This is a genomic window from Bradyrhizobium sp. 187 (assembly GCF_023101005.1).
Classification (GTDB): Bacteria; Pseudomonadota; Alphaproteobacteria; order Rhizobiales; family Xanthobacteraceae; genus Bradyrhizobium; species Bradyrhizobium canariense_D.
In genome coordinates, this window is record NZ_CP064693.1 from 919,190 (window position 1) to 943,141 (window position 23,952).

The following is a 23,952-nucleotide window of genomic DNA, read 5'->3' on the forward strand; positions in this document are numbered from 1 at the left end:
GGATAAGCCTCGCCCGCATTTATGGCGGAGACGAGCTTTGTCGAAACAATCACTGCGTGAGGAGGCCGAGCGCCTGATCCGCGAATCGATGGAAAAGAAAACCGTCGTCGTCAAGCAGGGCGATACTCGCATCGAGGCCGTCTGTGGTAAATGCGGCGCCCCGAACCGTGTGCAGGCGCCAAAGGGCCAGACCCGCATCAAGTTCGCCTGCAAGAATTGCGGGCATCAGCAAGAGACGCTGTAGGTTTCTTCGCCCTCTCCCCCTGTGGGAGAGGGTGGCTCGCCGCATAGCGGCGAGACGGGCGAGGGGTTTCTCTCTGCGAGAGACACTGCTCCTGAATTTGCGGATGCAACCCCTCATCCGGCGCTTCGCGCCACCTTCTCCCACAAGGGGAGAAGGAAAAACGCCTAATCCCCCTTCACGAACTTCGCGAATGCATCCGCATGGTCCGGGTGCCAGCGTGACAGCGGCGGGCGGTTCTCCACGATGTCGCCGGCGGCCCACAGCATGCGCTTTTCATCGAGCGCGCGCGGGACATCGTTGTCCGGGCACAGAATGTAGAAATCCCCGGCCTCCAGCCGCGCCAACATGAAATTCACGGTCTGCTCGGCCGTCCAGGCGCCGGCCGGCTTCTCTGTGCGGCCCTTCGCGGTAAGGCCCGTAAAGACGAAGCCGGGAATCAGCAGATGCGCGGTGATGCGGCAACCCGCAGTGTTGCGCAGCTCGTGCTGGAGCGCTTCCGTAAAAGCTTTCACGCCTGCCTTGGAGACGTTGTAGGCGGGATCGCCGGGCGGGGTGGTGATGCCCTGCTTCGACCCGGTGTTGATGATGAGCCCCGCGCTGCCGCGCGCGATCATGTTGGGCGCGAAGGTGCGCGAGCCGTTGATGATGCCCCACATGTTGACGCCGATGATGCGCTGCCAGTTGTTGGGTTCGCCGAACAGCGTGCTGCCGGGCTGGATGCCCGCATTGTTCATGAGGATGTCGGTGCCGCCGAAGCGCTCGTGGACGGCGCGCTCCAGTTCCATCACGCTCTCGGCCTTGCTGACGTCAATCGCGAAGGTCATCACATGTGCGGCGGACGTGAGGGATGAGAGTCTTGTCGCGGCGTCCGCCAGCCGCGCCTGATCCACATCGGCGATACACACCTTCACGCCGTTTCGCGCGAAGGCTGCGGCGGCGGCGAATCCGATGCCGGACGCGCCACCGGTGATCACGGCAACATTGTCTTTGATGATCGCGGGATGTGGCATGGATCGGTCTCCGGGGAGGGGCTCGGTCGTGCTATAACATGGCACTCGCGCGACCCCGCACAAGTCGGCATGGGAGGTGTTCGTTCCGCGCCGACTCTACGCCTCTACTTTACGCCTGTCCGGCATCGCAGTATTCTATCGATCAACGATCCCACCCAGATCGAACCAATCAATCATTGACAGGGAGTTCAGCCATGGCTGTGTCGCAGGCTATTCCGATCACGCGCCATCCATTCGCCAACGGATCCTACAAGCAGATGCTGATCGACGGGAAGTGGGTCGATGCTGCCTCAGGCAAGCGCTTCGAGACCCACAACCCCGCGACCGGCGAACTGCTCGCAACAGTGGCCGAGGGCGACAAGGAAGATATCGATCGCGCAGTTGCTGCCGCTCGCCGCGCCTTCGAAGGGCCCTGGAGCAAGGTCAAGCCGTTCGAGCGGCAGAATCTGCTCCTGAAGCTTGCCGACCTCGTCGAGAAGAATTTCGACGAATTGTCGCAGCTCGACACGCTCGACATGGGCGCGCCGCTCAGCCGTACCCGTGCCTATCGCCTGCGCGCCGTCGGCATGCTGCGCTATTATGCCGGCCAGACCACCGCGATCCATGGCGAGACCATCGAGAACTCGCTGCCCGGCGAAATCTTCTCCTACACGCTGAAGGAGCCGATCGGCGTCGTCGGCGCCATCATTCCCTGGAATGGTCCGCTGACTGCGACGATCTGGAAGATCGGTCCGGCGATCGCGACCGGCTGCACCGTCGTGCTCAAACCGGCCGAAGAAGCGCCGCTGACCTCGCTGCGCATCGCCGAGCTGGCGATGGAAGCGGGCGTTCCGCCCGGCGTCATCAACGTCGTGCCTGGCTATGGCGAGACTGCGGGCGCGGCGCTTGCCGCACACCACGACGTCGACAAGGTTGCCTTCACCGGCTCGCATGTCACGGGCCAGTCGATCATCCGCGCCTCGGCCGGCAACCTCAAGCGCGTCTCGCTCGAGCTCGGCGGCAAGTCGCCGGACATCGTGTTCGCGGATGCCGATCTCGATGCGGCCGTGCCGGGCGCTGCGATGGCGGTGTTCGCCAATTCGGGACAGATCTGCAGCGCCGGCACCCGGCTTTTCGTCGAGCAGTCGATCTATGAGGAGTTCGTCGGCCGCGTGGCCGAGTTCGGCAAGAAACTGCAGGTCGGCAACGGCCTCGATCCCAACACCCAGATCGGACCGCTGGTGTCCGAGCAACAGCTCGAGCGCGTCACCAGCTATCTCGACATCGGCCAAAAGGAAGGCGCGCGGGCGCTTGCCGGCGGTGGCCGCGTCACCGAAGGCGCGCTTGCAAAAGGCTTCTTCGTCTCGCCGACAGTGTTCGCGGGCGTCCAGGACAATATGCGCATCGCGCAGGAGGAGATCTTTGGTCCCGTCATTTCGGCGATCGCGTTCAAGGACATGGACGAGCTGGTCAAGCGCGCCAACGCCACCACGTTCGGTCTCGGCTCGGGCCTGTGGACGCGGGACGTCAGCAAGGCGCATGCGGTCGCGAAGAGGCTCCGTGCCGGTTCGGTGTGGGTGAACTGCTACCAGGCGATGGACCCGGCCGTGCCCTTCGGCGGCTACAAGATGAGCGGCTACGGCCGCGAATCCGGCAAGCAGCACGTCGAGGAATATCTCAACGTGAAGGCGGTGTGGATCAAGACGGCGTAACACTGGTCTTTCCCGCGTTCCGCGGGAGGGAATATCTGCTTTTGCAGGGGCGGCGCCTTCTCTCGGTAGCCGCCCCTCGCTATATGATGCGCATCCTTCCTTCGCCATTCGAGGCCAGCATGAAATTCGAGGCGTTGTTTCAACCGTTGCAGGTCGGTCCGTACACGCTCGCGCATCGCGTCGCGATGGCGCCGTTGACGCGCATGAGGGCCGAGCGCGAGAGCTTTTCGCCGCGGCCGCTCAACGCCGAATATTACGGCCAGCGCGCCACCCAAGGCGGCCTGCTCATCGCCGAGGCCTCGCCCGTGCTCTCGCACGGCCGCGGTAATCCAGCGACGCCCGGCATCTATTCGAAGACGCAGATCGCGGGCTGGCGCAAGGTGGTCGACGCCGTGCACGCCAAGGGCGGCATCATCTTTCTCCAGCTCTGGCACGTCGGCCGCGTCTCGCATTCCTCCTTCCACGGCGGGGAGCTGCCGGTCTCGGCCTCCGCGATCCCGATCAAGGCCGAAGGCATGAAGGCGATGACTGCCGACGGCAAGATCTCCAACTATGAGACGCCGCGCGCGCTGGACACGGATGAAGTCAAGGGCATCGTCGAGGCCTTCAGGCAGGGTGCGAAGAACGCGCTGGCCGCCGGCTTCGACGGGGTCGAGATCCACGGCGCCAACGGCTATCTGCTCGAGCAATTCCTGCAATCACGCAGCAACCAGCGCACCGATCAATATGGCGGTTCGATCGAGAACCGCGCGCGGCTTCTGCTCGAAGTGACCGAGGCCGCGATCGACGTCTGGGGCGCGGGCCGCGTCGGCGTGCGGCTGTCGCCCCACGGCATCGCCAATGATTCCGGCGAGCCCGATCCGATGCCGCTCTACACGCACGTGGTCAACGCGCTCGACAAGCTCGGTCTTGCCTATCTGCATTTCATCGAACCGCGCTCCAGCGGCTCGGGGCGCGCCGAAGTCAACTGGCAGAACGTGCCGTCGGCGATGCTGCTGTTCCGCCCGCTCTACAGCGGCGTGCTGATGACCGCCGGCGGATTTACCGGCGAGACCGCGAACGCCGCCATTGCGGAGGGGCATGCTGACATCATCGCCTTCGGCCGCATCTTCATCTCCAACCCCGATCTGCCGCTCCGCCTGCAGCACGATTACCCTCTCACGCCGTATAACCGTGCGACGTTTTACGGTGGCGAGGAGAAGGGTTATACGGATTATCCCGCGTACGACGAACTGACGCCGGTCTGACACTGCTGTAGCCCGGATGAGCAAAGCGATATCCGGGGTTCACTCAAGCTCTGGTCTTCCCGGATGTCGCTTCGCTCATCCGGGCTACAGAGTTATTGTGTTGCCCCGACTGACACCACGAACTCCGTCATTGCGAGCGCAGCGAAGCAATCCAGACTGCCTCGGCGGCAAGACTCTGAATTGCTTCGCTGCGCTCGCAATGACGAGAGGAGAGACAATGGCCAAAGCCGCAGCCGCCGCAGGTATAGCCACCGGCCAGTGCCTCTGCGGCAGGGTTACCTTCGAGATCGACGTTCCCGCACGCTGGGCCTGGCACGATCACTCCGCCGCCAGCCGTCGCGCCCACGGCGCCGCCTATGCAACCTATGTCGGAAGCTGGAAGAAGCGGTTTCGCATCACCGCAGGTAAGACGGCGCTGACGCGCTACGAGGACAAGGCAACGAAGACCGCGCGCAGCTTCTGCGCGCATTGCGGCACGCCGATCGCATATGAGCGCCCGCGCGGGCCGCATATGGTCAACATCCCCCGTGCGCTGTTTAGGGAACGCACCGGCCGCCAGCCGCTCTATCACATCGCGATCGAAGAGCTGCAGGAATGGACCTATACCGGCGAGCCGCTGGTGCCGCTGAAAGGCTTTCCCGGTGTGGTCTGGCAGCGCTCGAAAAAAAAGAAGCGGGCGAGCGGCGAGGATCCGTTCGAGTTGGGGCGCGAGGAGATGTAGCGCTGTCCCACGCAACGCAGCCATGACCGCGCTTCCTTGCGCGCCTCCCGCGATTTCGGCCATCATGCTTTTTGCCTTGCGGCAACGTCCGCCTCTGGAGGAAACATGAAGAACAAGATCACCGGCCGCTCCGCCTTTCTCGCGTTGCTCAAGGACGAGGGCATCACGCATCTGTTCGGCAATCCCGGCACCACCGAGCTGCCGATCATGCATGCGCTGAAGGATCACCCTGACCTCGCCTATGTGATGGCGATGCAGGAGAGCCTGGTGGTGGCGATCGCGGATGGCTATAGCCGCGCCTCCGGAAAGCTGGTCGCCTGCAACGTCCATGTCGCGCCCGGCCTCGGCAACGCGATGGGCTCGCTCTACAACGCCCAGTTCACGGGCACGCCGATGATCCTGACCGCGGGCCAGCAGGAGCAGGGCCACGGACTGATGGAGCCGGTGCTGTATGGGCCGCTGGTGCGCATGGCCGAGCCGCTGGTGAAATGGGCGGTCGAGGTGACGCGGCTCGAGGATCTGCCGCGCATCGTGCGCCGCGCCGCAAAAGTCGCAACCACCCCGCCGACCGGGCCGGTGTTCATTTCATTGCCCGGCGATATCCTCAACAGCGAGGCAGGGATCGATCTCGGTCGCTCCACCCGCATTGACGCTCGCACAAGACCATCGGATGAGGCACTGAAGGCGTTCGCCGCCCGACTGCTCAGGGCCGAGCGTCCCGTGATCGTCACCATGGACGAAGTGGTCAAGAGCGATGCGCTGATGGAGGCCGCCGAACTCGCAGAACTACTCGGCGCGGCTGCCTACCAATCCTCGACGCCCTATGGCTCGCACTTCCTCTCGGAGAGCCCGAGCTTCGTCGGCACGCTGGCACGTGTCCAGAAAGTCGCGCGCGACACGCTTGCGCCCTTCGACCTCTTGATCGCGCTCGGCGGCGATCCCTTGCGGATGTCGGTCTACAGCGAGGTCGACGCGCTGCCGGAGGGCCTTGGCATCGTGCAGATCGGCCTCGGCGATTGGGAGATCGCCAAGAACTACGGGGCTGAGATCGCGCTGAAGGCGGATTTGAAGGAAACGCTGCGCGCGCTGATCCCGGTGTTGAAGGAGATGGGCGGCGCTGCCCTGGCGAGCCGCGCGAAGCAACGGCTGACCGAACTCGCGCCGAGGAACTGGACCGCGCGGCGCACCGCGCTGGTCGAGCAGATCGGCAAGGCCGCGGACCGCAGCCCCATCGATCCGGACTGGCTGGTGCTGCAAATGGTCGAGGCCATGCCCGCTAATGCCATCCTCGTGGACGAAGGCCTCACCTCGAGCCGCCAGATCACGGCCTTGCGTGCGCACCGCGATCGCTTCGGCTATCACGGCCTTGCCTCCGGCGGCATCGGCTGGGGCCTGCCGGCCTCCGTCGGCGCCAGCATCGCCAATCCCGATCGCCCGGTGGTCTGCTTCTCCGGCGACGGCAGCGCGATGTATTCGATCCAGTCGCTGTGGACAGCGGCGCATCACAAGCTGCCGCTCAATGTGGTCATTGCCAACAATGGCGGCTACCGCATCATCAAGCAGCGCCTGCTCGCCTTCCACGGCGACGACAATTACGTCGGCATGGATTTTGTCGATCCGCCGGTGGATTTCGCGGGCGTGGCTAAGGCGCTGGGATGTGAGGCAATCAAAGTCAGCGATCCCCGAGAGTTGAAGGCGACGCTGGCGTCGGCGTTTGGCCGGCCGGGGACGAAACTGATCGAGGTGATGGTGGACGGGAAGCTGTAGGGCAGCGTCACCTGCGGCATTGGTGCCGCCACATTATCAGTCGTGATCACCCGCGAAGGCGGCTGATCCAGTATTCCAGAGCCGGCGGTGATTGAGTCGAGACGCTGCGGCGTACTGGATGTCCCGGTCAAGCCGGGGCATGACAGCGTACCTAGCGGCGCTACCCCTTTCTCCCCACTCTGAACCCTGCCGCCGGATGCGGCGCACCTAGCCGCGCCCGCCCCTCGCCGAACAGCTTCTCGCGTAGCGTGCCCTGCGCGTACTCCGCCTTGTACCGCCCGCGTCGCGTCAGCTCCGGCACCAGCATGTCGGCGATGTCCTCGAAATCGCCGGGTGAGATCGCGAAGGCGACGTTGAGGCCGTCGACATCGGTCGCCTCGAACCACGCCTCGATCTTGTCCGCGACCATTTCCGGCGTGCCGACCACGACGGGACCTGCGCCGCCGACGCCGACATGCTCGATGACGTCGCGCACGGTCCAGACGCGATCGGGATCGGCGCGGGTGACGTTATCGAGTGCGCTGCGGCCGGCATCGTTCTGAACATGGCGCACCTGCTGATCGAGCTCGTAGCCGGAGAAGTCGATTCCGGTCCATCCCGACATCAGCGCCAGCGCGCCTTCCGGGCTGATGTGGCGGCGATAGTCGGCATATTTTTCGTTCGCTTCGGCTTCCGTCCGCCCGAGGATGATCGTCATCATCGAGAACATCAGGATTTCCGCCGGATTGCGGCCGAACGCGGCGGCCTCCTGACGGATCGCCGATACGCGCGGCGCGATCACCTTGGCTGACGGCCCCGACATGAACACGCATTCGGCGTGCCGTGCCGCGAACTGCCGTCCGCGCGGCGAGGTGCCGGCCTGATACAGCACGGGCGTCCGCTGCGGCGACGGTTCGCTCAGGTGGATGGTGTTGTTGATGCGGTAGTTCGCGCCCTCGTGGTTGACGCGATGGACCTTTGTGGGATCGGTGAAGATGCCGCGCGTGCGGTCGCGCAGCACGGCGTCGTCCTCCCAACTCCCTTCCCAGAGCTTGTAGACGACCTCCATATATTCGTCCGCGATCTCGTAGCGGTCGTCGTGCCCGATCTGCTTGTCCTTGCCGGCGCCGCGCGCGGCGCTGTCGAGATAGCCGGTGACGACGTTCCAGCCGATACGCCCCTCGGTGAGATGATCGAGCGTCGACATCCGCCGCGCGAACGGATAGGGCGGCTCGAAGGAGAGATTGCTGGTGACGCCGAAGCCGAGATTCTGCGTCACGGCGGCCATTGCCGACAGCAGCAGCAGCGGATCGTTCGAGGGCGACTGGGCTGCGTTGCGCAAGGCTGCGTCAGGACTGTTGCCGTAGACGTCATAGACGCCGAGCACGTCGGCCAGGAACAGTCCGTCGAAACGGCCGCGCTCCAGCGTTCTGGCAAGATCGATCCAATAGGGCAGGCGGTTATATTCGGCAGTGCGGTCGCGCGGATGGGTCCACAAGCCCGGTGATTGGTGCGCGACGCAATTCATCGCAAATGCATTGAGCCTGATCTGCTTGGCCATGATGGTCCCCCGGCGCCCTGTACCGGGCGCTCTTCGAATGATAGAGCTGCGCCCGAACTTGGCGAAGTTCTTGCATATAGCGCGACGTTGGCAAGGCCAAAATCAGCGGCGCTGCCGCGCTTGGCAAGCCAATCTCAAGAGAGCAAGAACGAAATCCCAAGACTATCGAAGTCCCCGCCACTTTCGGAGGCCTGCCCGTATCGGGTATGCTCCTTCGCCTCGCAACCTAAAAAAGAAAATAATGACCAGAGCCGATGCCATCGCCCGCGCCCGTGACGATTTTGAATCGGGCGCGTTCCTCGCCGAACTCGACCGCCGCGTCGCCTACCAGACCGAGAGCCAGAATCCGAACCGGAGCGTCGAGCTGCGCGCCTATCTGGAACAGGAGATGGTGCCCGCTTTTGCCGCGCTCGATTTCGAAAGCCGGATGATCGAATCTCCCAGCGGCAAGGCGCCGTTCCTGTTCGCCGAACGCCGCGAAAGTGAGACGGCGCCGACCGTGCTGATCTACGGCCATGGCGACGTCGTTGACGGGATGGAAGGCGAGTGGCGCGACGGCCGCGATCCCTGGCGCACCACGGTTTCGGGCACGCGTCTCTACGGTCGCGGCACCGCCGACAACAAGGGCCAGCACAGCATCAACATGGCGGCACTCCGCGCGGTGCGCGAGGCCCGCGGCGGCAAGCTCGGCTTCAACGCCAAGTTCATCCTCGAGATGGGCGAGGAGATCGGCTCGCCGGATCTCGGCAAGGTCTGCGATCTCAATCGCGATGCGCTCAAGGCCGATCTGTTCGTGGCCTCCGACGGGCCGCGCCTGTCCGCCGACCGTCCGACCCTATTCCTCGGCTGCCGTGGCGGCATCCGCATTCATCTCGATGTGAACCTTCGCGACGGCGGCCATCACTCCGGCAATTGGGGCGGTGTGCTCGCCAACCCAGCGACCATTCTGGTCAACGCGATCTCGACGCTGGTCGACGGCCACGGCCGCCTTCAGCTGGACGCGCTGAAGCCGCCGCGCCTCACCAACCAGATCCGCAGCTATCTTGCGGACGTGCAGGTGGTGCCGACCGAGGACGAGCCGGCGTTGGCCGAGAACTGGGGCGAGGAGGGTCTTTCGGCGGCCGAGCGGCTCTATGCCTGGAACACGCTCGAAGTGCTGGCGATGTCGTCGGGAAACATCGAGAAGCCGGCCAACGCCATTCCCGGCCACGCCAATGCCGTGCTGCAACTGCGCTTCGTGGTCGGCACCAAGGTCGGCGGCCTGATCGAAGCCGTCCGTGCGCATCTGGTCGAAAGGGGTTTTCCGATGGTCGAAGTGCGGGCCGCACAGAGCTTCGCGGCATCGCGCACCGATTTCGACAGCCCCTGGATCGCATGGGCGGCGAATTCGGTGAAGGAGACCACCGGCAAAGTGCCGGCGGTGCTGCCGAATTTCGGCGGCTCGCTGCCCAATGACGTGTTTTCCGAGATATTGGGCCTGCCGACGATCTGGGTGCCGCACTCCTATCCCGGCTGCTCCCAGCATGCGCCCAATGAGCACATCCTGCTGCCATTGACCGAAGAGGCCTTGACGGTGATGGCCGGCCTGTTCTGGGATCTCGGGGAATTGCCAAGCCCGCTAACAAGCCCGCTAACAAGCCCGCTAACGCGCCCGCCGGCCTGAGCCGTTAACCGGAGCCGCGATCCAGCCAAAAGTCACATTCTATTCCAACCCAATTTGTGCTTGCATCCCGCCGGCATCATCCTGAAAGGGGACCAAAACGTGAAACATTTCCGTAGCATCGGCCTCGCGCTCGCCGCGACCTTCGCCGTCGGCCAGGCCGGGGCCGAGGAGCTGACCGGCACGCTCAAGAACATCAAGGACACCGGCGCCATTACGCTCGGCTTCCGCGACTCCTCGATCCCGTTCTCTTATCTCGACGACAACCAGAAGCCCATCGGCTACGCGATGGACATCTGCTACAAGATCGTCGACGCCGTGAAGAAGGAGCTCAAGCTCGACAAGCTCGAGGTCAAGCTCAATCCGGTGACCTCGGCGACCCGGATCCCGCTGATGGCGAACGGCACCATCGATCTCGAATGCGGCTCGACCACCAACAATGCCGAGCGCCAGAAGCAGGTTGCCTTCACCAACACCCATTATTTGACCGCCAGCCGCTACGTCTTCAAGAAGTCGAGTGGCCTGAAGGCGATTGACGACCTCAAGGGAAAATCGGTGGTTTCCACTGCCGGCACCACCAACATCAAACAGCTCACCGAGGCCAATGTTGCAAAAAGCCTCGGCGCAAACATCATTCCGGCCAAGGACCACGCCGAGGCCTTCCTGATGGTCGAGACCGACCGTGCGGTCGCCTTCGTGATGGATGATATCCTGCTCGCGAGCCTCGTTGCCGGCTCGAAGTCGCCCGATGACTACGTCATCTCCAAGGACGCGTTCTCCAAGCCTGAGCCCTACGGCATCATGCTGCGCAAGGACGACGCGGCCTTCAAGAAGGTCGTCGACGCGGCGACCGCTGCGCTCTACACCTCCGGCGAGGGCCAGAAGATCTACGACAAGTGGTTCACGCAGAAGATCCCGCCGAAGGGCCTCAATCTCAACACGCCGATCTCGGCCGAGCTGAAGAACGAGTTTGCCAAGCCGACGGACTCGCCAAACCCGGACGATTATAAGTAAGCTATAACCTCGATCTTTCGATCGGGATCGTGTCCGGCCATCTTGACTCCAGGATGGCCGGACATTTGCATAGGCGCCAGGACATCGATGACTGGCGCGTTCGCGCGGGGGACACGTGAACTACAACTGGAACTGGGGAATCTTTTTCCAGCCGAACCCGATGGGGACCGGCACCTATCTCGACATGCTGTTGTCGGGCCTGGTGCTGACCCTCAAGACGGGTGCGCTCGCCTGGATCATCGCGCTGATCACCGGATCGATCGTCGGCGTGATGCGCACACTGCCGTCGAAGGGAGCGTACTGGTTCGGCTTTGCCTATGTTGAATTCTTCCGCAATATGCCGCTGCTGGTGCAGCTCTTCCTGTGGTTTTTCGTGCTGCCGGAAGTGTTGCCAAGGTCCGCGGGATTGTGGCTGAAACAACTGCCGAACGCGCCGTTCTGGACGGCCGCGATTGGCATCGGGTTCTTCATGTCGGCGCGCGTCGCCGTGCAGTTGCAGGCCGGCATCGGATCGCTGCCGCGCGGGCAGAAGATGGCGGCGACCGCACTCGGCCTGACGACCCTGCAGGCTTATCGCTACATCCTGCTGCCGATGGCTTTTCGCATCATCCTGCCGCCGCTGACGTCCGAGTTCCTCAACACCATCAAGAACACGGCTGTGGCCATCACCATTGGTTTGCTCGAACTGACCGGCCAGGCGCGCTCGATGCAGGAATTCTCGTTCCAGGTGTTCGAGGCCTTCACCGCTGCGACCATCCTCTATCTCCTCGTCAACGCCGTCGTCGTGACCGCGATGCGCTTCCTCGAGCGCTGGGTCGCGATCCCCGGCTACATCACGGGGAAGTAGCGCCATGTTCAGCAATTTTGATTTCGGGGTCATCATCCGCACGCTGCCCTATCTATTCTATGAGGGCATGACGTTCACGCTGATGCTGACCGGGCTTGCTGCACTCGGCGGCCTCGTCTTCGGCACGGCGATCGCGCTGATGCGGCTGTCCGGCTACAAGGTGCTGGGCCGCATCGCGGGCGTCTATGTCGACTTCATGCGCTCGCTGCCGCTGGTGCTGGTGATCTTCTGGTTCTACTTCCTGGTGCCCTATATCGGGCAATGGGTAACTGGCGCGTCGCGTCCGATCAGTGTCGGCGCGTTCGCGTCCTCGCTCATCACCTTCATCATGTTCGAGGCCGCGTACTTCTCCGAGATCATGCGTGCCGGCATCCAGTCGATCTCGCGCGGCCAGCCGGCCGCAGCCAACGCGCTCGGCCTGACCTACGCCCAGACCATGCGCTACGTCGTTCTGCCGCAGGCCTTCCGCAACATGCTGCCGGTCCTGATCACGCAGACCATCGTGCTGTTCCAGGACACCTCACTGGTCTATGTGCTGTCGATCACCGATTTCCTCGGTGCGGCTAGCAAGGTCGCGCAGCGCGACGGCCGTCTGGTCGAAATGTATCTATTCGCAGCGATCGTCTACTTCACCATCTCCTGTATCGCGTCCTTCGGCGTTCGCCGCCTGCAGGCGCGCATCGCCATCATTCGATAGAGTTTGCCATGATCGAGATCAGCCACGTCGACAAATGGTACAGCCCGGCCTTCCAGGTGCTGACCGACTGCACCACCAGCGTCGCCAAGGGCGAGGTGGTCGTGGTCTGCGGTCCGTCGGGATCAGGCAAGTCGACGCTGATAAAATGCGTCAACGCGCTGGAGCCATTCCAGAAAGGCGACATCAGCGTCGATGGCACTAAGGTCAACGACCCCAGGACCAATCTGCCCAAGCTGCGCGCGCGTGTCGGCATGGTTTTTCAGCACTTCGAGCTGTTTCCGCATCTGAAGATCATTGATAATCTCTGCCTCGCGCAGCAGAAGGTGCTCGACCGGTCGCGCGACAAGGCGGTGGCGAAAGGCATGCAGCTGCTGGAGCGGGTCGGCCTGAAGGAACAGGCGCAAAAATTTCCCGCGAACCTGTCCGGCGGCCAGCAGCAGCGCGTGGCGATCGCCCGCGCGCTCGCGATGGATCCCATCGTCATGCTGTTCGACGAGCCGACCTCGGCGCTCGACCCCGAAATGGTGAGCGAGGTGCTCGACGTCATGGTAGACCTCGCCCATGAGGGCATGACCATGATGGTCGTGACGCACGAGATGGGCTTTGCCCGCAAGGTCGCCAACCGCGTGATCTTCATGGACCGCGGCGAGATCGTCGAGGACGCCCCGAAGGACGATTTCTTCGGCAAGCCCCGCAGCGACCGCGCGCAGAAGTTCTTGTCGAAGATTCTGTCGCATTGATCCCACTGTCATTCCGCGACGTGCCTCCTGGCGCCGGTCGGGAATGACGGGTTGAGGGTTTCGTGGCACCGACAAATCCCTTATACCAGCGGGTAATCCCTATTCCCGCCAGGAGACCTGCCTTGGATCCGATCGCCTATGTCAACGGCTCATTCGTCCCGCTTTCGGACGCCAAAATTTCGGTCCTCGATCGCGGCTTCCTGTTCGCCGACGGCATCTATGAGGTCTCGGCCGTGCTCGACGGCAAGTTGGTCGACAATGCCTCGCATCTGGCGCGGCTGGAGCGCTCGGTCGGCGAGATCAAGCTGAGGCTCCCGGAGACGGTCGAGCGCATCACCGAGATCCAGCAGGAGCTGATTGCACGCAACAAGGTCGAGAACGGCCTCGTCTATCTCCAGGTCACCCGCGGCGCCGACAAGGGCCGCGACTTCGCCTTCCCCAAGGGCGACGTCAAGTCGAGCCTGGTGATGTTCACGTCGGAGAAGGACATCATCAACGCCGCCTCGGCCAAGACCGGCATCAATGTGATCACCGTGCCCGACATCCGCTGGGAGCGGCGTGACATCAAGAGCGTAGCATTGCTGGCGCAAGTGCTGGCAAAGCAGGCCGCGGCCGAAGCCGGTGCGGGCGAAGCCTGGATGCTGGAAGACGGTTACGTCACCGAAGGCGGTTCGTCTTCAGCGTTCATCCTGACCCAGGACGACGTCATCGTGACCCGCAAGAACTCCAACGCGATCCTGCCGGGCTGCACCCGCAAGGCGGTGGTGGCGCTGGCGGAAGAGCGTCAGCTCCGCGTCGAAGAGCGTTCCTTCACGGTCGCCGAGGCGCTCGCCGCCAAGGAAGCCTTCGCCACCTCGGCGTCGCTGTTCGTCCAGCCGGTGGTTGCGATCGACGGCAAGAAGGTCGGCGACGGCAAGCCCGGCCCGATCGCCATGCGGCTGCGCGAGATCTACGTGGAGTTCGCGAAGGCGACGGCGGTTTAAGCTACCTACCGCCGTCATCGCCCGGCTTGACCGGGCGATCCAGTACTCCGTGACGGGAGTGCTGGACTCGAGAAGCCGCGGCGTACTGGATGCCCCGGTTAAGCCGGGGCATGACAGGCGAATGTATTGAGGCAGTTTGGCCTCCACACATCAGCACCTCACGCCACCGATGCCTTCACCTTCACCGGATGAACCGCACGGAACGCGATCGCGATTCGGTTCCAGGCATTGATGGCGCCGATCAGCATGGTCAGGTTCACCGTCTCCGCGTCGGAGAATTGCGGGCGGACCTGCTCGTAGACGTCATCAGGCGCGTGCGTCTCGGAGATCAGCGTCACTGATTCCGTCCAGGCCAGCGCCGCGCGCTCGCGGTCGGTGTAGAGCGGTGATTCGCGCCAGGCGTTGAGCAGATAGATGCGCTGCTCGGTCTCGCCGCGCTTGCGGGCGTCCTCGGTGTGCATGTTGATGCAGAAGGCGCAGCCGTTGATCTGTGACGCCCGGATCTTGACGAGCTCGATCAACGATTTCTCAAGGCCCGTCGACTGGATCTGCTCTTCCAGTGCCATCAGCGCCTTCATCGTGTCGGGTGCGGCCTGGTAGAAATTCATGCGGGGTTTCATGGTCGTTCTCCTTGCTGGCTGGGTTGACGTCAGTGGGCGCCGCCGGCCGAGGCGTGGCCGGCCTTCTTCAGGAAGAGGGTGGCGATCAGCGCGACGATCAGGGCCACGCCGAGCAGATAAAAGGTGTCGCTGAAGGCGAGGATATAGGCCTGCTTCTGCACGATATGGCCGATCGCAACATAGGCGCGATGCAACGCGTCCGCCCGATCGAGAATGCCGTGATTGACGAAGTATTGGGTGAGCTGTTCCAGCCGCGTCCGCGTCGCCTGCTCGAACAGCGAGACTGACTGCATCAGCACGTTGGAGTGATACTGCTCGCGCTTGGTCAGCAGGGTCTGCAACAGCGCGATGCCGACGGCGCCGCCGAGGTTGCGCATCATGTTGAACAGGCCGGAGGCCGAGCCCGCGTTCTCCGGTTCGATGCCTGAGGTCGCCACCGCAGACAGCGGCGCCATTACCAGCGCCTGGCCGATCGCACGAACCACATTGGGCCAGAGCAATTGATCGGCGGCATAGTTGCCGGTCATGTAGATGTTCATAAAGTTGGAGGCCGCGAACAGGACGAAGCCGACGCCGATGATGAGCCGCGCATCGAGCTTCTGCATCAACCGCGGGACCAGCGGGATCAGCACCAGCTGCGGCAGGCCGGTCCAAGCCAGCACCATGCCGATCTGCTCGGCATTGTAGCCCTGGATGCGGGCCAGATATTGCGGCAGGATGAACACCGAGCCGTAGAGCGCGATTCCCAGCAGGAAATTCGCGAGCATGCCGAAGCCGAAATTGCGGCGGACCAGCAGACGCAGGTTCAGGAGCGGCTTCTTCACGGTGAGCTCGATGATCAGGAAGGCGCTCAGCGCCACGGCCGCGATGACGGACAGCTTGACGATGAAGGGCGAGCCGAACCAGTCGTCTTTGTTGCCTTCCTCGAGCACGGTCTGCAGCGCCGACAATCCGATCGCCATGGTGATGATGCCGGCCCAGTCGCCGTCGCGCAGCAACGACAGCTTCATGGGCTTTGCATCGAGCGCGTACCAGAGCATGCCGACCATGATCGTGCCGGGGACAACGTTGACATAGAAGATGTACTGCCAGCCAAAATTCTCGGTGAGATAGCCGCCGATGGTCGGGCCGATCGCGGGCGCGAACGTCGCCGACAGCGCGAACAGCGCAAGGCCCACGGGTTGCTTGGCGCGCGGCAGCAATGTGATGATGAGTGTGAACGCCATCGGAATCAGCACGCCGCCGGTAAACCCTTGCACCGCCCGCAGCACGATCATCTGCGGCAGGTCTTGCGCCAACGCACAGGCGGCTGACAGGACCAGGAACAGGACCGCATTGGTGAGGAGATAGATGCGGATCGAGAACACCTGCGCCAGCCAGCCGGACAGCGGGATCACCACGATCTCCGCGATCAGATAGGAGGTCGAGATCCAGCCGCCGTCATCAATGCCGGCGCCGATCGCGCCCTGGATATCGGCGAGTGAGGCATTGACGATCTGGATGTTCAGCACCGCCATGAAGGCGCCGAGCGTCGCGCCGATCACGGCGATCCAGGTCTTGGTCGAGACGGCGGGCGTTGCGGGGGCCGCGACGGGAGCGGGGATATCGGCCGTGGTATTAACGGTCGGTTGGAGCGTGCTCATGGAAGCCTCGTCTCGGTTACGGAGACAGGATGGATCAGGCAGTTCGTTTCGATAATCGACCAAGTTTGGGAAGGATCATCCGGTAGGACTTGATAGTCCCGCCGGACCTTTCCGGCTTCAACCGCCGTTCGGACGGGCCGCGTTGTCGGCGAGATGCTTCGCCGTCTCACGCTCGGCCAGCACGGTCTGCTTGGTGTCGACGGTCGGCACCGCGGACATGCCGGGGCGCAGCAGGCCGGTCAGGCTGTGGTCGTCGAGCACGATCTTCACCGGCACCCGTTGCACGATCTTGGTGAAATTGCCGGTGGCGTTGTCGGGCGGCAGCAATGCGAATTCAAGGCCGCTCGCCGGCGACAGGCTGTCGACATGGCCGCGCAGGGTCTGGTTGCGGAAACTGTCGACGTGCAGCTCGACCGGCTGGCCGGCGCGGACATGTGTGAGCTGCGTCTCCTTGAAATTCGCCACGACATAGACCGCATCGAGCGGCACCACCGCCATCAATTGCGTGCCGGCCTGCACGAACTGTCCCACGCGCAGTGAGCGGGCGCCGACCGTTCCGTCGACCGGCGCGGTAATCTCGGTGTAGGAGAGATTGAGCGTCGCCTGCTCCGCGACCGCACGCGCATGTTCGAGCTGGGCAGTAGCCTGCGCGCGCTGGGTCGTGAGCACGTCGACCTTGCGTTGCGCGGCCACGAGGCCCGACCTGGCATGTTGCAGTTGCGCGTTGCTGGCGCGCAACGCGGCGTCAGTCTGTTGCGCGCGCTGAATCGTGCCGGAGCCCGACTTCATCAGGTCGTCGTAGCGGGCGCGCTCCTCCTGCGCAAATTTCAGATTCGCGTCCGCAGCAGCGACATCGGCTGTGCTCTGCTCGATGATCGGCTGCTGGAGTTCGAGCTGGGCGTCGAGGTTCCGCACTGCCGCTTCCGCCGCAGCGACATCGGCGCGGGCCTGATTGAGCGCCGCCTTGAAGTCGCGGTCGTCGATCTTCGCCAGCAGCTGGCCCGCTTTGACCTTTTCGTTGTCGCTGACCAGCACCTTGGCGATGTAGCCCGAGACCTTTGGCGCGATGATCGTGGAGTCGGCCTTCACATAGGCGTCGTCGGTTGTCTCGAGATAACGGCCGTTGACCCGGTAGTCGTGTCCGTAATGGACAACCGCAGCCGTGCCCGCAAGGAACGCGAGCGCCAGCGCCGCCCGCCGGACCGTATTCCGGGCGGGACCACGCACCGGCGCCGTCGGGGTAGCTTGCGGTATTTCAGTCGCTTGCTGAAAGTTTTTGGTGCGGGGCATCTCGGACATGGCAGTCTCCTTCGGCTGACCCAGACTATCGGTCTTCCTCGTCCGATCGATAATCAGCGAAATGCCGAAAGGATTATCCGCTGACAGTGGATAGTCCCGGGATCTCGCCTTGGCCCGTATGATCTATCGAGCCGGAGGTACGACTGCCCCAGAGCGATTGCCGCGCCTGTCGAGGGATTGCGGCTAACGCATCCGCGCTGCCCGCAGGAGCGGTTTGATGGATAATCGGACGGAATTCCTTGCGATTATCTCTCAAGAGCGGATAATCAGTCGGCATGGACCGATTGACCAGTCTCGAAGTCTTCAGCCGGGTGGTCGAGACCGGCGGCTTCTCTGCAGCAGCCCGCAAGCTCAACATGTCGACCACCATGGTGAGCAATCACGTCCAGGCGCTGGAAGACCGGCTCGGCGTGAGGCTGCTTCAGCGCACCACGCGCAAGGTCAGCCTCACCGACATCGGCAAGGCCTATTACGACCGCTGCATCCAGATACTCGCCGAAATCAAACAGGCCGACGATATCGCGAGCGAATTGCAGTCGGTGCCCCGCGGCACGCTACGGATCCACGTCGCCACGCACATGGTGCCGTTCGTTGCGCCCGTGGTGGCGAAGCTCCTGTCGTCCTATCCGGAGCTCAAGATCGATCTGCGGATGGGCGAGGCCGAAATCGACCTCATCGAAGAAGGCTATGACGTTGCTCTGCGCATGACCGCGCCGCCGGATTCGAGCCTGATCGTTCGCAGCCTCGCAACCTGGCGGCACGTGCTGTGCTGCTCGCACGACTACCTCGAAAGGCACGGTCGCGTGCAGAAGCTCGATGAGCTCACCGCGCACAATTGCGCCCGTCACTTGAATTATCCGTTCGGCGAAGATTGGCGCTTCTTCGATCGCAAGGGCACGCCGGCATCGGTGCGCATCTCCGGCAGCTTTATCACCAACAGCGGTGAGGCCTTGCGAAAGGTGGCGCTGGAAGGCGCTGCCGTCTGCCTGATGGCCGGTTTTCTCGTCCAGGGCGATCTCGAAGCCGGTCATCTCGTTCGCCTTCTGCCCGAATATCGTCCCGTCGAGATGTCGATGAACGCGGTCTATCCGCACCGGCATCATCTGTCGGCGAAGGTCAGGACCTTTATCGACATGCTCGTGCATCACAGCGCCGAGCAGCAGAAGCTGATCAATCCCTATTCATGAGCGGGGTGGCGCCGGCAGCCGTCCGAACACTTTTTCAAGCGCCATGCCGAGCGCAAGCAGGCGGCGGTCGCTGCCTGCAGGGCCATCCAGCTCGAGTCCGATCGGAAGTTTGCTGACCGCGCCGAGCGCAATCGGGATCTGGATGCCGGGAATGCCGGCATTGCTGCCGGGATCGGTGTTCTGGATGAACAACCCGAAATTCTCGAGGCTGCTGGAATCCGGATTGGAGGCAATGGCGACGCGCGGCGTGGTCGGGAAGGCGATGGCATCGAGCCGGTTGTCGGCGAAAGTCCTGCTGTAAAGCACCTGGAGCGCGGGGCGTGCACTATTGATCGCGGCGTCATAGATCGGCTTGGCGTCAACCAGCGTGCCATCGGGGGCAGGCAGTTTGCGCGGGATCACCAGGCCATCATAGGTGCCCTTGACGTCGGCGCTGGAGATGTCCCTTGCCATCGCCTCGATGCTGAGGCCCGTGCCGGTGTGGTCCAGATAGGCGACCAGATCGTCATAGGCTTCGTACAGCGCGACCGGAAAGCTGACCTGGCCATTGAACTCGGCCAGTTGCGGCATTTCGATCTCGACCATCGTGACACCCTGCGCTTTCATCTTCGCCACTGCTGCCTGGAAAGCGGCGTTGGTGTCAGCGTCGAGATTTGTCAGCATCGACCTCACGATGCCGATTCGCATCTGCTTCAGATCGGCCGCCTGAACGGCTTCGCCACCTGCTATGACGCGGTCGAGGAGTTCGACATCCGCCGCGGTCGCCGCCATCGGGCCCGCGGTGTCGCGGGTGTGCGAGATCGGCGCGATGCCAGCTTGCGGATAGCGTCCCACCGTCGGACGCAGCGAGGCACATCCATTCAGTGCGGCGGGGACCCTGACCGATCCGCCAGTGTCGGTGCCGAGCCCGCCCGCGACGATCCGCGCGCCGATCGCGACGCCCGTTCCTGAGGAGGAGCCGCCCGCGATCAGGGTGCGGTCATAGGCGTTGCGCACGCCGAACTCCGCGCCGGTCTTGAATGCGGTGTTGTAGCCGGAGATGCCGAAAGCGAGCTCGTGCATGCTGGTCTTGCCGATGATGACCGCGCCCGCCGCGCGCAATTTTGCGACCACCGGCGCGTCGGCCCTCGGAACGTAATGCTTCAGCGCCGGCGTTCCTGCGCTGCAGGGGAGCCCCGTGACCTCGATATTGTCCTTGATCACGATGGGAACACCGCCGAGCGGCTTGTCCTTGTTGTCGTTCGCGTCGAATGCGGCCGCAGCCTTCAGAGCGCCGGCCTCGTCCAGGGTGACGAAGGCATTCAGATCGGCATTGGCCTTGGCGCGGGCGAGAGCTTCCGTCGTGAGCGCGGTGCTCGTGACTTTTCCGGCGCGGAGGTCGGCCACAGCCTGGGTCAGGGTCAACTGGTCGAAATCCATGAGGCGTCACCCGGTTGCAGGAGCGCCATCAGGGCGCCCCTCGGCTCCAGAGGCTGAAGTCTCGTCGGCGCTCCGTCAACCGTAGGCGCGCATCCTTGCAGGTGATGGCGCATTGAGCTCGGCGAACAGCCGTTCGACCTCGGCCTTCACCTTCCCGATCGCGGCGTCCTTAACCGGCCCGTAGCCCCGGATATCCATCGGCGCTTTTGCAATGGCGACCAGGCTTGGCAGTTGCGCCGCGTCGAGTCCGCCGAGCAGCCGTTTGATGACGCCATCGTACCAGGTGATGAGTTCCCGCTCGGCGCGCCGCTCCGCCGTGTAGCCGAACGGATCGAACGGCGTCCCGCGCAATCCCTTCACCCGCGCCAGCATGGCGAGCGGCATCTGGATCCACTGTCCGAAGGCGTGCTTGCGCGGACGTCCGCGGGCATCGCGCTTCGACGGCAGGAACGGCGGGGCAAGGTGATATTGGATGCTGAAGTCGCCTTCGAATTCGCCTTTCAACTCGTCGAGGAAGCCGGTCTGCATGTGCAGGCGCGCCACCTCGTACTCATCCTTGTAGGCCATCAGCTTGAACAGGGCGTGCGCGACCGCCTGGGTCAATGCCTCGCTATTCAGGCTGGCTTCGGCATGGCGAACACTTGCAACGCGCTCTCGATAGCGCGCTGCGTAGGCATCGTTCTGATAAGCCGTGAGGAAGTCGGCGCGGCGGTCGATCAGCTGGTCGAGCGTCTCGGCCTTCGGCGCTTCGTCCACCTTCGGCAAGAAGTCGGGATCGGCGGCTGCAATCCGGCCCCAGGCGAAAGCCTGCTTGTTGCTTTCGACCCCGACGCCGTTGAGCTCGATCGCGCGCAACAGCGCCGACAGCGAGACCGGCAGCAGCCCGCGCTGCCAGGCAAAGCCCAGCATGACGATATTGGCATAGACGGCATCGCCGAGCAGGCGCTCGGCCAGCGCATTGGCGTTGATGGTGTCGAGATTGCCGTCGCCGATCACCTGGCCGATCGCACGCAGGCGGGCGGGTGAGGCGAGATCGGCGTCACGGAAGCGGACGACGTCGCCGGTCGGCATCTCCGCGGTGTTGACCGCGGCGCGCGTACCTTTTCGATAGGTGCCGGACGCCTTCGGCGAGGAGCTGACGACGAGGTCGCAGCCGATCAGCGCATCGGCCGCGCCCTGGTCGATACGGACCTGGTGCAATGCGTCGGGGGATGCGGCCAACCGGATGTAGCTCAGCACCGGCCCGAATTTCTGCGCAAAGCCGGTAAAATCCAGCACCGAGACACCGTTTCCTTCGAGGTGGGCCGCCATGCCGATCAGCGCGCCGACCGTGATCACGCCGGTGCCGCCGACGCCGGTGACGAGCAGATCATAGGGACGGTCGAGCGTTGCGGGCGCGGGCAGGGGAAGCGTGGCCGCGTGGCCGACCGCGTCGATCCGACTCGCGCCCTTCTTCCGGCGCCTCGCGCCCTCGACGGTGACGAAGCTCGGGCAGAACCCGTTGAGACAGGAAAAGTCCTTGTTGCAGGATGAGAGGTTGATCCGGCGCTTCCGGCCGAACGGCGTCTCCTTGGGCTCGACGCTGAGGCAGTTGGATTCGACCGAGCAGTCGCCGCAGCCTTCGCAGACGAGATCGTTGATATAGGCGAAGCGTTTGGGATCGATCATCTGTCCACGCTTGCGGCGACGCCGTTTCTCTGTCGCGCAGGTCTGCTGATAGATCAGCACCGAGACGCCGGGAATATCGCGCAGCTCGCGCTGCACGCTGTCCATCTTCTCGCGCGGATGGAGGGACACGCCGACCGGAAGATCGCCTGGCGGAAATTGCGCCGGATCGTCCGACACCAGCGCGATGCGCGCAACGCCCTCGGCGCGGACGCTGTGCGCGATAGCGTGGACGCTGATTGGGCCGTCGACGGGTTGGCCGCCGGTCATCGCCACGGCATCGTTGAACAGGATCTTGTAGGTGATGTTGGCCTTGGCGGCGATCGCCTGCCGGATCGCCATCGAACCCGAATGATAATAGGTGCCTTCGCCCAGATTCTGGAACACGTGCTTGTTGCCGGTGAAGCGTGACGAGGCGGCCCAATTCACGCCTTCGCCTCCCATCTGGATCAGGGACGATGTCTCGCGGTCCATCCAGCTGGCCATGAAATGACAGCCGATGCCGGCCAGCGCCTTCGAACCCTCGGGCACTTTCGTCGATGTATTGTGCGGGCAGCCCGAGCAGAAATAGGGCGTACGCGTCGCACCGCTGACGTTGATCGTGCGCGAGGCCTCAGGCATCAAGCCGGCTGCGCGTGCGGCGAGATTGAGGCCTGGGAACATCGGATCGAGACGGCGTGCGAGCACCCCAGCGAGCGCACGCGGTGACAATTCGCCGATCCAGGAGATCAGCCGCGCCCCTTGCTCGTCATGCTTACCGACCATGCGCTCGGGTTTTTCGCCCGGATAATCGTAAAAATATTCCTTGAACTGGCTTTCGATGATGCCGCGCTTCTCCTCGACGACAAGGATCTCGCGCTTGCCCCTCACGAACGCCATCGCGTCATGCAGCGCCAGCGGCCAGACCATGCCGACCTTGTAGATGTCGATGCCGATGCTGCGGCAGTCCGCTTCGTCGAGACCCATCAGCCGCAGCGCTTCCATCAGATCGAGATGGGCCTTGCCCGTGGTGACGATGCCGTAGGTGGCGTCCGGGATGTCGTAGATGTGACGATCGATCGGATTAGCCTTTGCGAAGGCGTAGACCGCGTGCTTCTTCGCCTCCAGCCGCTCCTCGATCTGCGGGCCGGGCAGATCGGGCCAGCGATAGTGCAGGCCGCCGGGTGGCGGCGTGAAGTCTGGCGCGTGGAAGGCCCGCGGTGGGCGCAGCGCGACGGACGCGCCGGATTCCACGATCTCAGAGATCGCCTTGAAGCCGACCCACATGCCGGTGAAGCGGCTCAGCGCGTAGCCATATTCACCGAATTCGAGATATTCGCTGACGCTTGCGGGGTGGAGCGTCGGCATGAACCAGCTCATGAAGGCGACGTCGGACTGGTGCGGCATCGAGGACGAGACGCAGCCATGGTCGTCGCCGGCGACCACCAGAACGCCGCCATGCGGTGAGGAGCCGTAGGCGTTGCCGTGTTTCAGCGCATCGCCGGAGCGATCGACGCCGGGGCCCTTGCCGTACCAGAGAGCGAACACGCCATCGACCTCGCGGTCGGCTTGCGTCTCGACCTGTTGTGAGCCGAGCACGGCGGTCGCGGCAAGATCTTCGTTCACTGCGGGGAGGAATTCGATGCGGTCCCGCTTCAGTCGCTCGTGGATGCGCCACAGCTCGAGGTCGATCCCGCCGAGTGGCGAGCCGCGATAGCCTGAGATGAAGCCCGCCGTGTTCAGCCCCGCGGCACGGTCGCGCCGCACCTGGTCGAGCGCGATGCGGACGATGGCCTGCGTGCCGGTGAGGAAGACGCGGCCCCGTTCGCGATCGTAGCGGTCGGAAAGCTCGTAAGGATCGAGAGACGAAATGGCGGCCATGCGGACCTCCCCACGGCATCCTTGCCGGATGGGAGAAGGGTAAGCCTGGGCAACTGGTAGGTCTTACCTTTCTTTCCGAATGGCGTACCTATTATGGT

At 63.7% G+C, this 23,952-nt stretch carries 19 protein-coding genes; 12 read left to right on the forward strand and 7 right to left on the reverse strand.

The genetic code is table 11. The annotated features are described in order from the left end of the window. Positions 1-37: 37 nt before the first annotated feature. A complete protein-coding gene (locus IVB19_RS04465; RefSeq protein ID WP_007615092.1) occupies positions 38-244 on the forward strand; it encodes a hypothetical protein in 207 nt (68 codons plus the stop codon). Between the two features lie 164 nt (positions 245-408). Here the strand turns inward: IVB19_RS04465 and IVB19_RS04470 are convergent, their stop codons facing one another. Next, positions 409-1,254, reverse strand: a complete 846-nt coding sequence (locus IVB19_RS04470) for an SDR family NAD(P)-dependent oxidoreductase (RefSeq protein WP_018453373.1) — start codon at positions 1,252-1,254, stop codon at positions 409-411. Between the two features lie 194 nt (positions 1,255-1,448). On the opposite strand from IVB19_RS04470, the gene IVB19_RS04475 reads away from it, so the two are divergent. From IVB19_RS04475 to IVB19_RS04490, 4 genes are all read left to right on the forward strand, one after another. After that, positions 1,449-2,945: an aldehyde dehydrogenase family protein gene (locus IVB19_RS04475; RefSeq protein WP_247299325.1), complete on the forward strand. Its 1,497-nt coding sequence runs from the start codon at positions 1,449-1,451 to the stop codon at positions 2,943-2,945. Between the two features lie 119 nt (positions 2,946-3,064). After that, entirely contained in the window at positions 3,065-4,192 is a 1,128-nt protein-coding gene (locus tag IVB19_RS04480; protein ID WP_247821046.1) for an alkene reductase, read from the forward strand. 217 nt (positions 4,193-4,409) lie between these two features. Then, a complete protein-coding gene (locus IVB19_RS04485) occupies positions 4,410-4,913 on the forward strand; it encodes a GFA family protein (protein WP_018453376.1) in 504 nt (167 codons plus the stop codon). Between the two features lie 105 nt (positions 4,914-5,018). Then, positions 5,019-6,680, forward strand: a complete 1,662-nt coding sequence (locus tag IVB19_RS04490; protein ID WP_018453377.1) for a thiamine pyrophosphate-binding protein — start codon at positions 5,019-5,021, stop codon at positions 6,678-6,680. Between the two features lie 160 nt (positions 6,681-6,840). Here the strand turns inward: IVB19_RS04490 and IVB19_RS04495 are convergent, their stop codons facing one another. Continuing rightward, a complete protein-coding gene (locus IVB19_RS04495; RefSeq protein ID WP_018453378.1) occupies positions 6,841-8,220 on the reverse strand; it encodes an LLM class flavin-dependent oxidoreductase in 1,380 nt (459 codons plus the stop codon). Positions 8,221-8,461: 241 nt separating this feature from the next. Between IVB19_RS04495 and IVB19_RS04500 the strand changes: the two genes are divergently transcribed. The 6 genes from IVB19_RS04500 (at position 8,462) to IVB19_RS04525 (ending at position 14,161) form a co-directional block, all read left to right on the forward strand. After that, positions 8,462-9,883 (forward strand): M20 family metallopeptidase, encoded by a 1,422-nt coding sequence (locus IVB19_RS04500; RefSeq protein WP_247821047.1) that lies wholly within the window; start codon positions 8,462-8,464, stop codon positions 9,881-9,883. A gap of 99 nt (positions 9,884-9,982) precedes the next feature. Further along, the gene (locus IVB19_RS04505) at positions 9,983-10,894 is read left to right on the forward strand and encodes an amino acid ABC transporter substrate-binding protein (RefSeq protein WP_026232521.1); all 912 of its coding nucleotides are present in this window, start codon (positions 9,983-9,985) and stop codon (positions 10,892-10,894) included. 115 nt (positions 10,895-11,009) lie between these two features. Next, positions 11,010-11,741, forward strand: a complete 732-nt coding sequence (locus IVB19_RS04510) for an amino acid ABC transporter permease (protein ID WP_026232522.1) — start codon at positions 11,010-11,012, stop codon at positions 11,739-11,741. A gap of 4 nt (positions 11,742-11,745) precedes the next feature. Next, the gene (locus tag IVB19_RS04515) at positions 11,746-12,438 is read left to right on the forward strand and encodes an amino acid ABC transporter permease (protein WP_018453382.1); all 693 of its coding nucleotides are present in this window, start codon (positions 11,746-11,748) and stop codon (positions 12,436-12,438) included. An 8-nt stretch (positions 12,439-12,446) separates the two neighbouring features. Next, positions 12,447-13,178: an amino acid ABC transporter ATP-binding protein gene (locus IVB19_RS04520; RefSeq protein ID WP_018453383.1), complete on the forward strand. Its 732-nt coding sequence runs from the start codon at positions 12,447-12,449 to the stop codon at positions 13,176-13,178. 122 nt (positions 13,179-13,300) lie between these two features. Beyond that, positions 13,301-14,161 carry a D-amino-acid transaminase gene (locus IVB19_RS04525; RefSeq protein WP_018453384.1) on the forward strand — a complete coding sequence of 287 codons (861 nt, stop codon included), beginning with the start codon at positions 13,301-13,303 and terminating at the stop codon, positions 14,159-14,161. 158 nt (positions 14,162-14,319) lie between these two features. On the opposite strand, the gene IVB19_RS04530 is transcribed toward IVB19_RS04525, so the two are convergent. The 3 genes from IVB19_RS04530 to IVB19_RS04540 all read right to left on the reverse strand — a co-directional run bounded on the left by IVB19_RS04530 (position 14,320) and on the right by IVB19_RS04540 (position 17,723). After that, a complete protein-coding gene (locus IVB19_RS04530) occupies positions 14,320-14,781 on the reverse strand; it encodes a carboxymuconolactone decarboxylase family protein (protein ID WP_026232523.1) in 462 nt (153 codons plus the stop codon). Between the two features lie 29 nt (positions 14,782-14,810). Further along, complete coding sequence (locus IVB19_RS04535) at positions 14,811-16,424, reverse strand: MDR family MFS transporter (RefSeq protein WP_018453386.1); 1,614 nt, start codon at positions 16,422-16,424, stop codon at positions 14,811-14,813. Positions 16,425-16,541: 117 nt separating this feature from the next. After that, a complete protein-coding gene (locus tag IVB19_RS04540; protein ID WP_247821048.1) occupies positions 16,542-17,723 on the reverse strand; it encodes an HlyD family secretion protein in 1,182 nt (393 codons plus the stop codon). 275 nt (positions 17,724-17,998) lie between these two features. Between IVB19_RS04540 and IVB19_RS04545 the strand changes: the two genes are divergently transcribed. Further along, the gene (locus tag IVB19_RS04545) at positions 17,999-18,910 is read left to right on the forward strand and encodes a LysR family transcriptional regulator (RefSeq protein ID WP_247299329.1); all 912 of its coding nucleotides are present in this window, start codon (positions 17,999-18,001) and stop codon (positions 18,908-18,910) included. Here IVB19_RS04545 and iaaH read toward each other — a convergent pair. Beyond that, positions 18,905-20,329 (reverse strand): indoleacetamide hydrolase, encoded by a 1,425-nt coding sequence (iaaH, locus tag IVB19_RS04550; RefSeq protein WP_018453389.1) that lies wholly within the window; start codon positions 20,327-20,329, stop codon positions 18,905-18,907. The genes IVB19_RS04545 and iaaH overlap by 6 nt on opposite strands. Before the next feature lie 75 nt (positions 20,330-20,404). Further along, positions 20,405-23,854 (reverse strand): indolepyruvate ferredoxin oxidoreductase family protein, encoded by a 3,450-nt coding sequence (locus IVB19_RS04555; RefSeq protein WP_018453390.1) that lies wholly within the window; start codon positions 23,852-23,854, stop codon positions 20,405-20,407. Between the last annotated feature and the right edge of the window lie 98 nt (positions 23,855-23,952).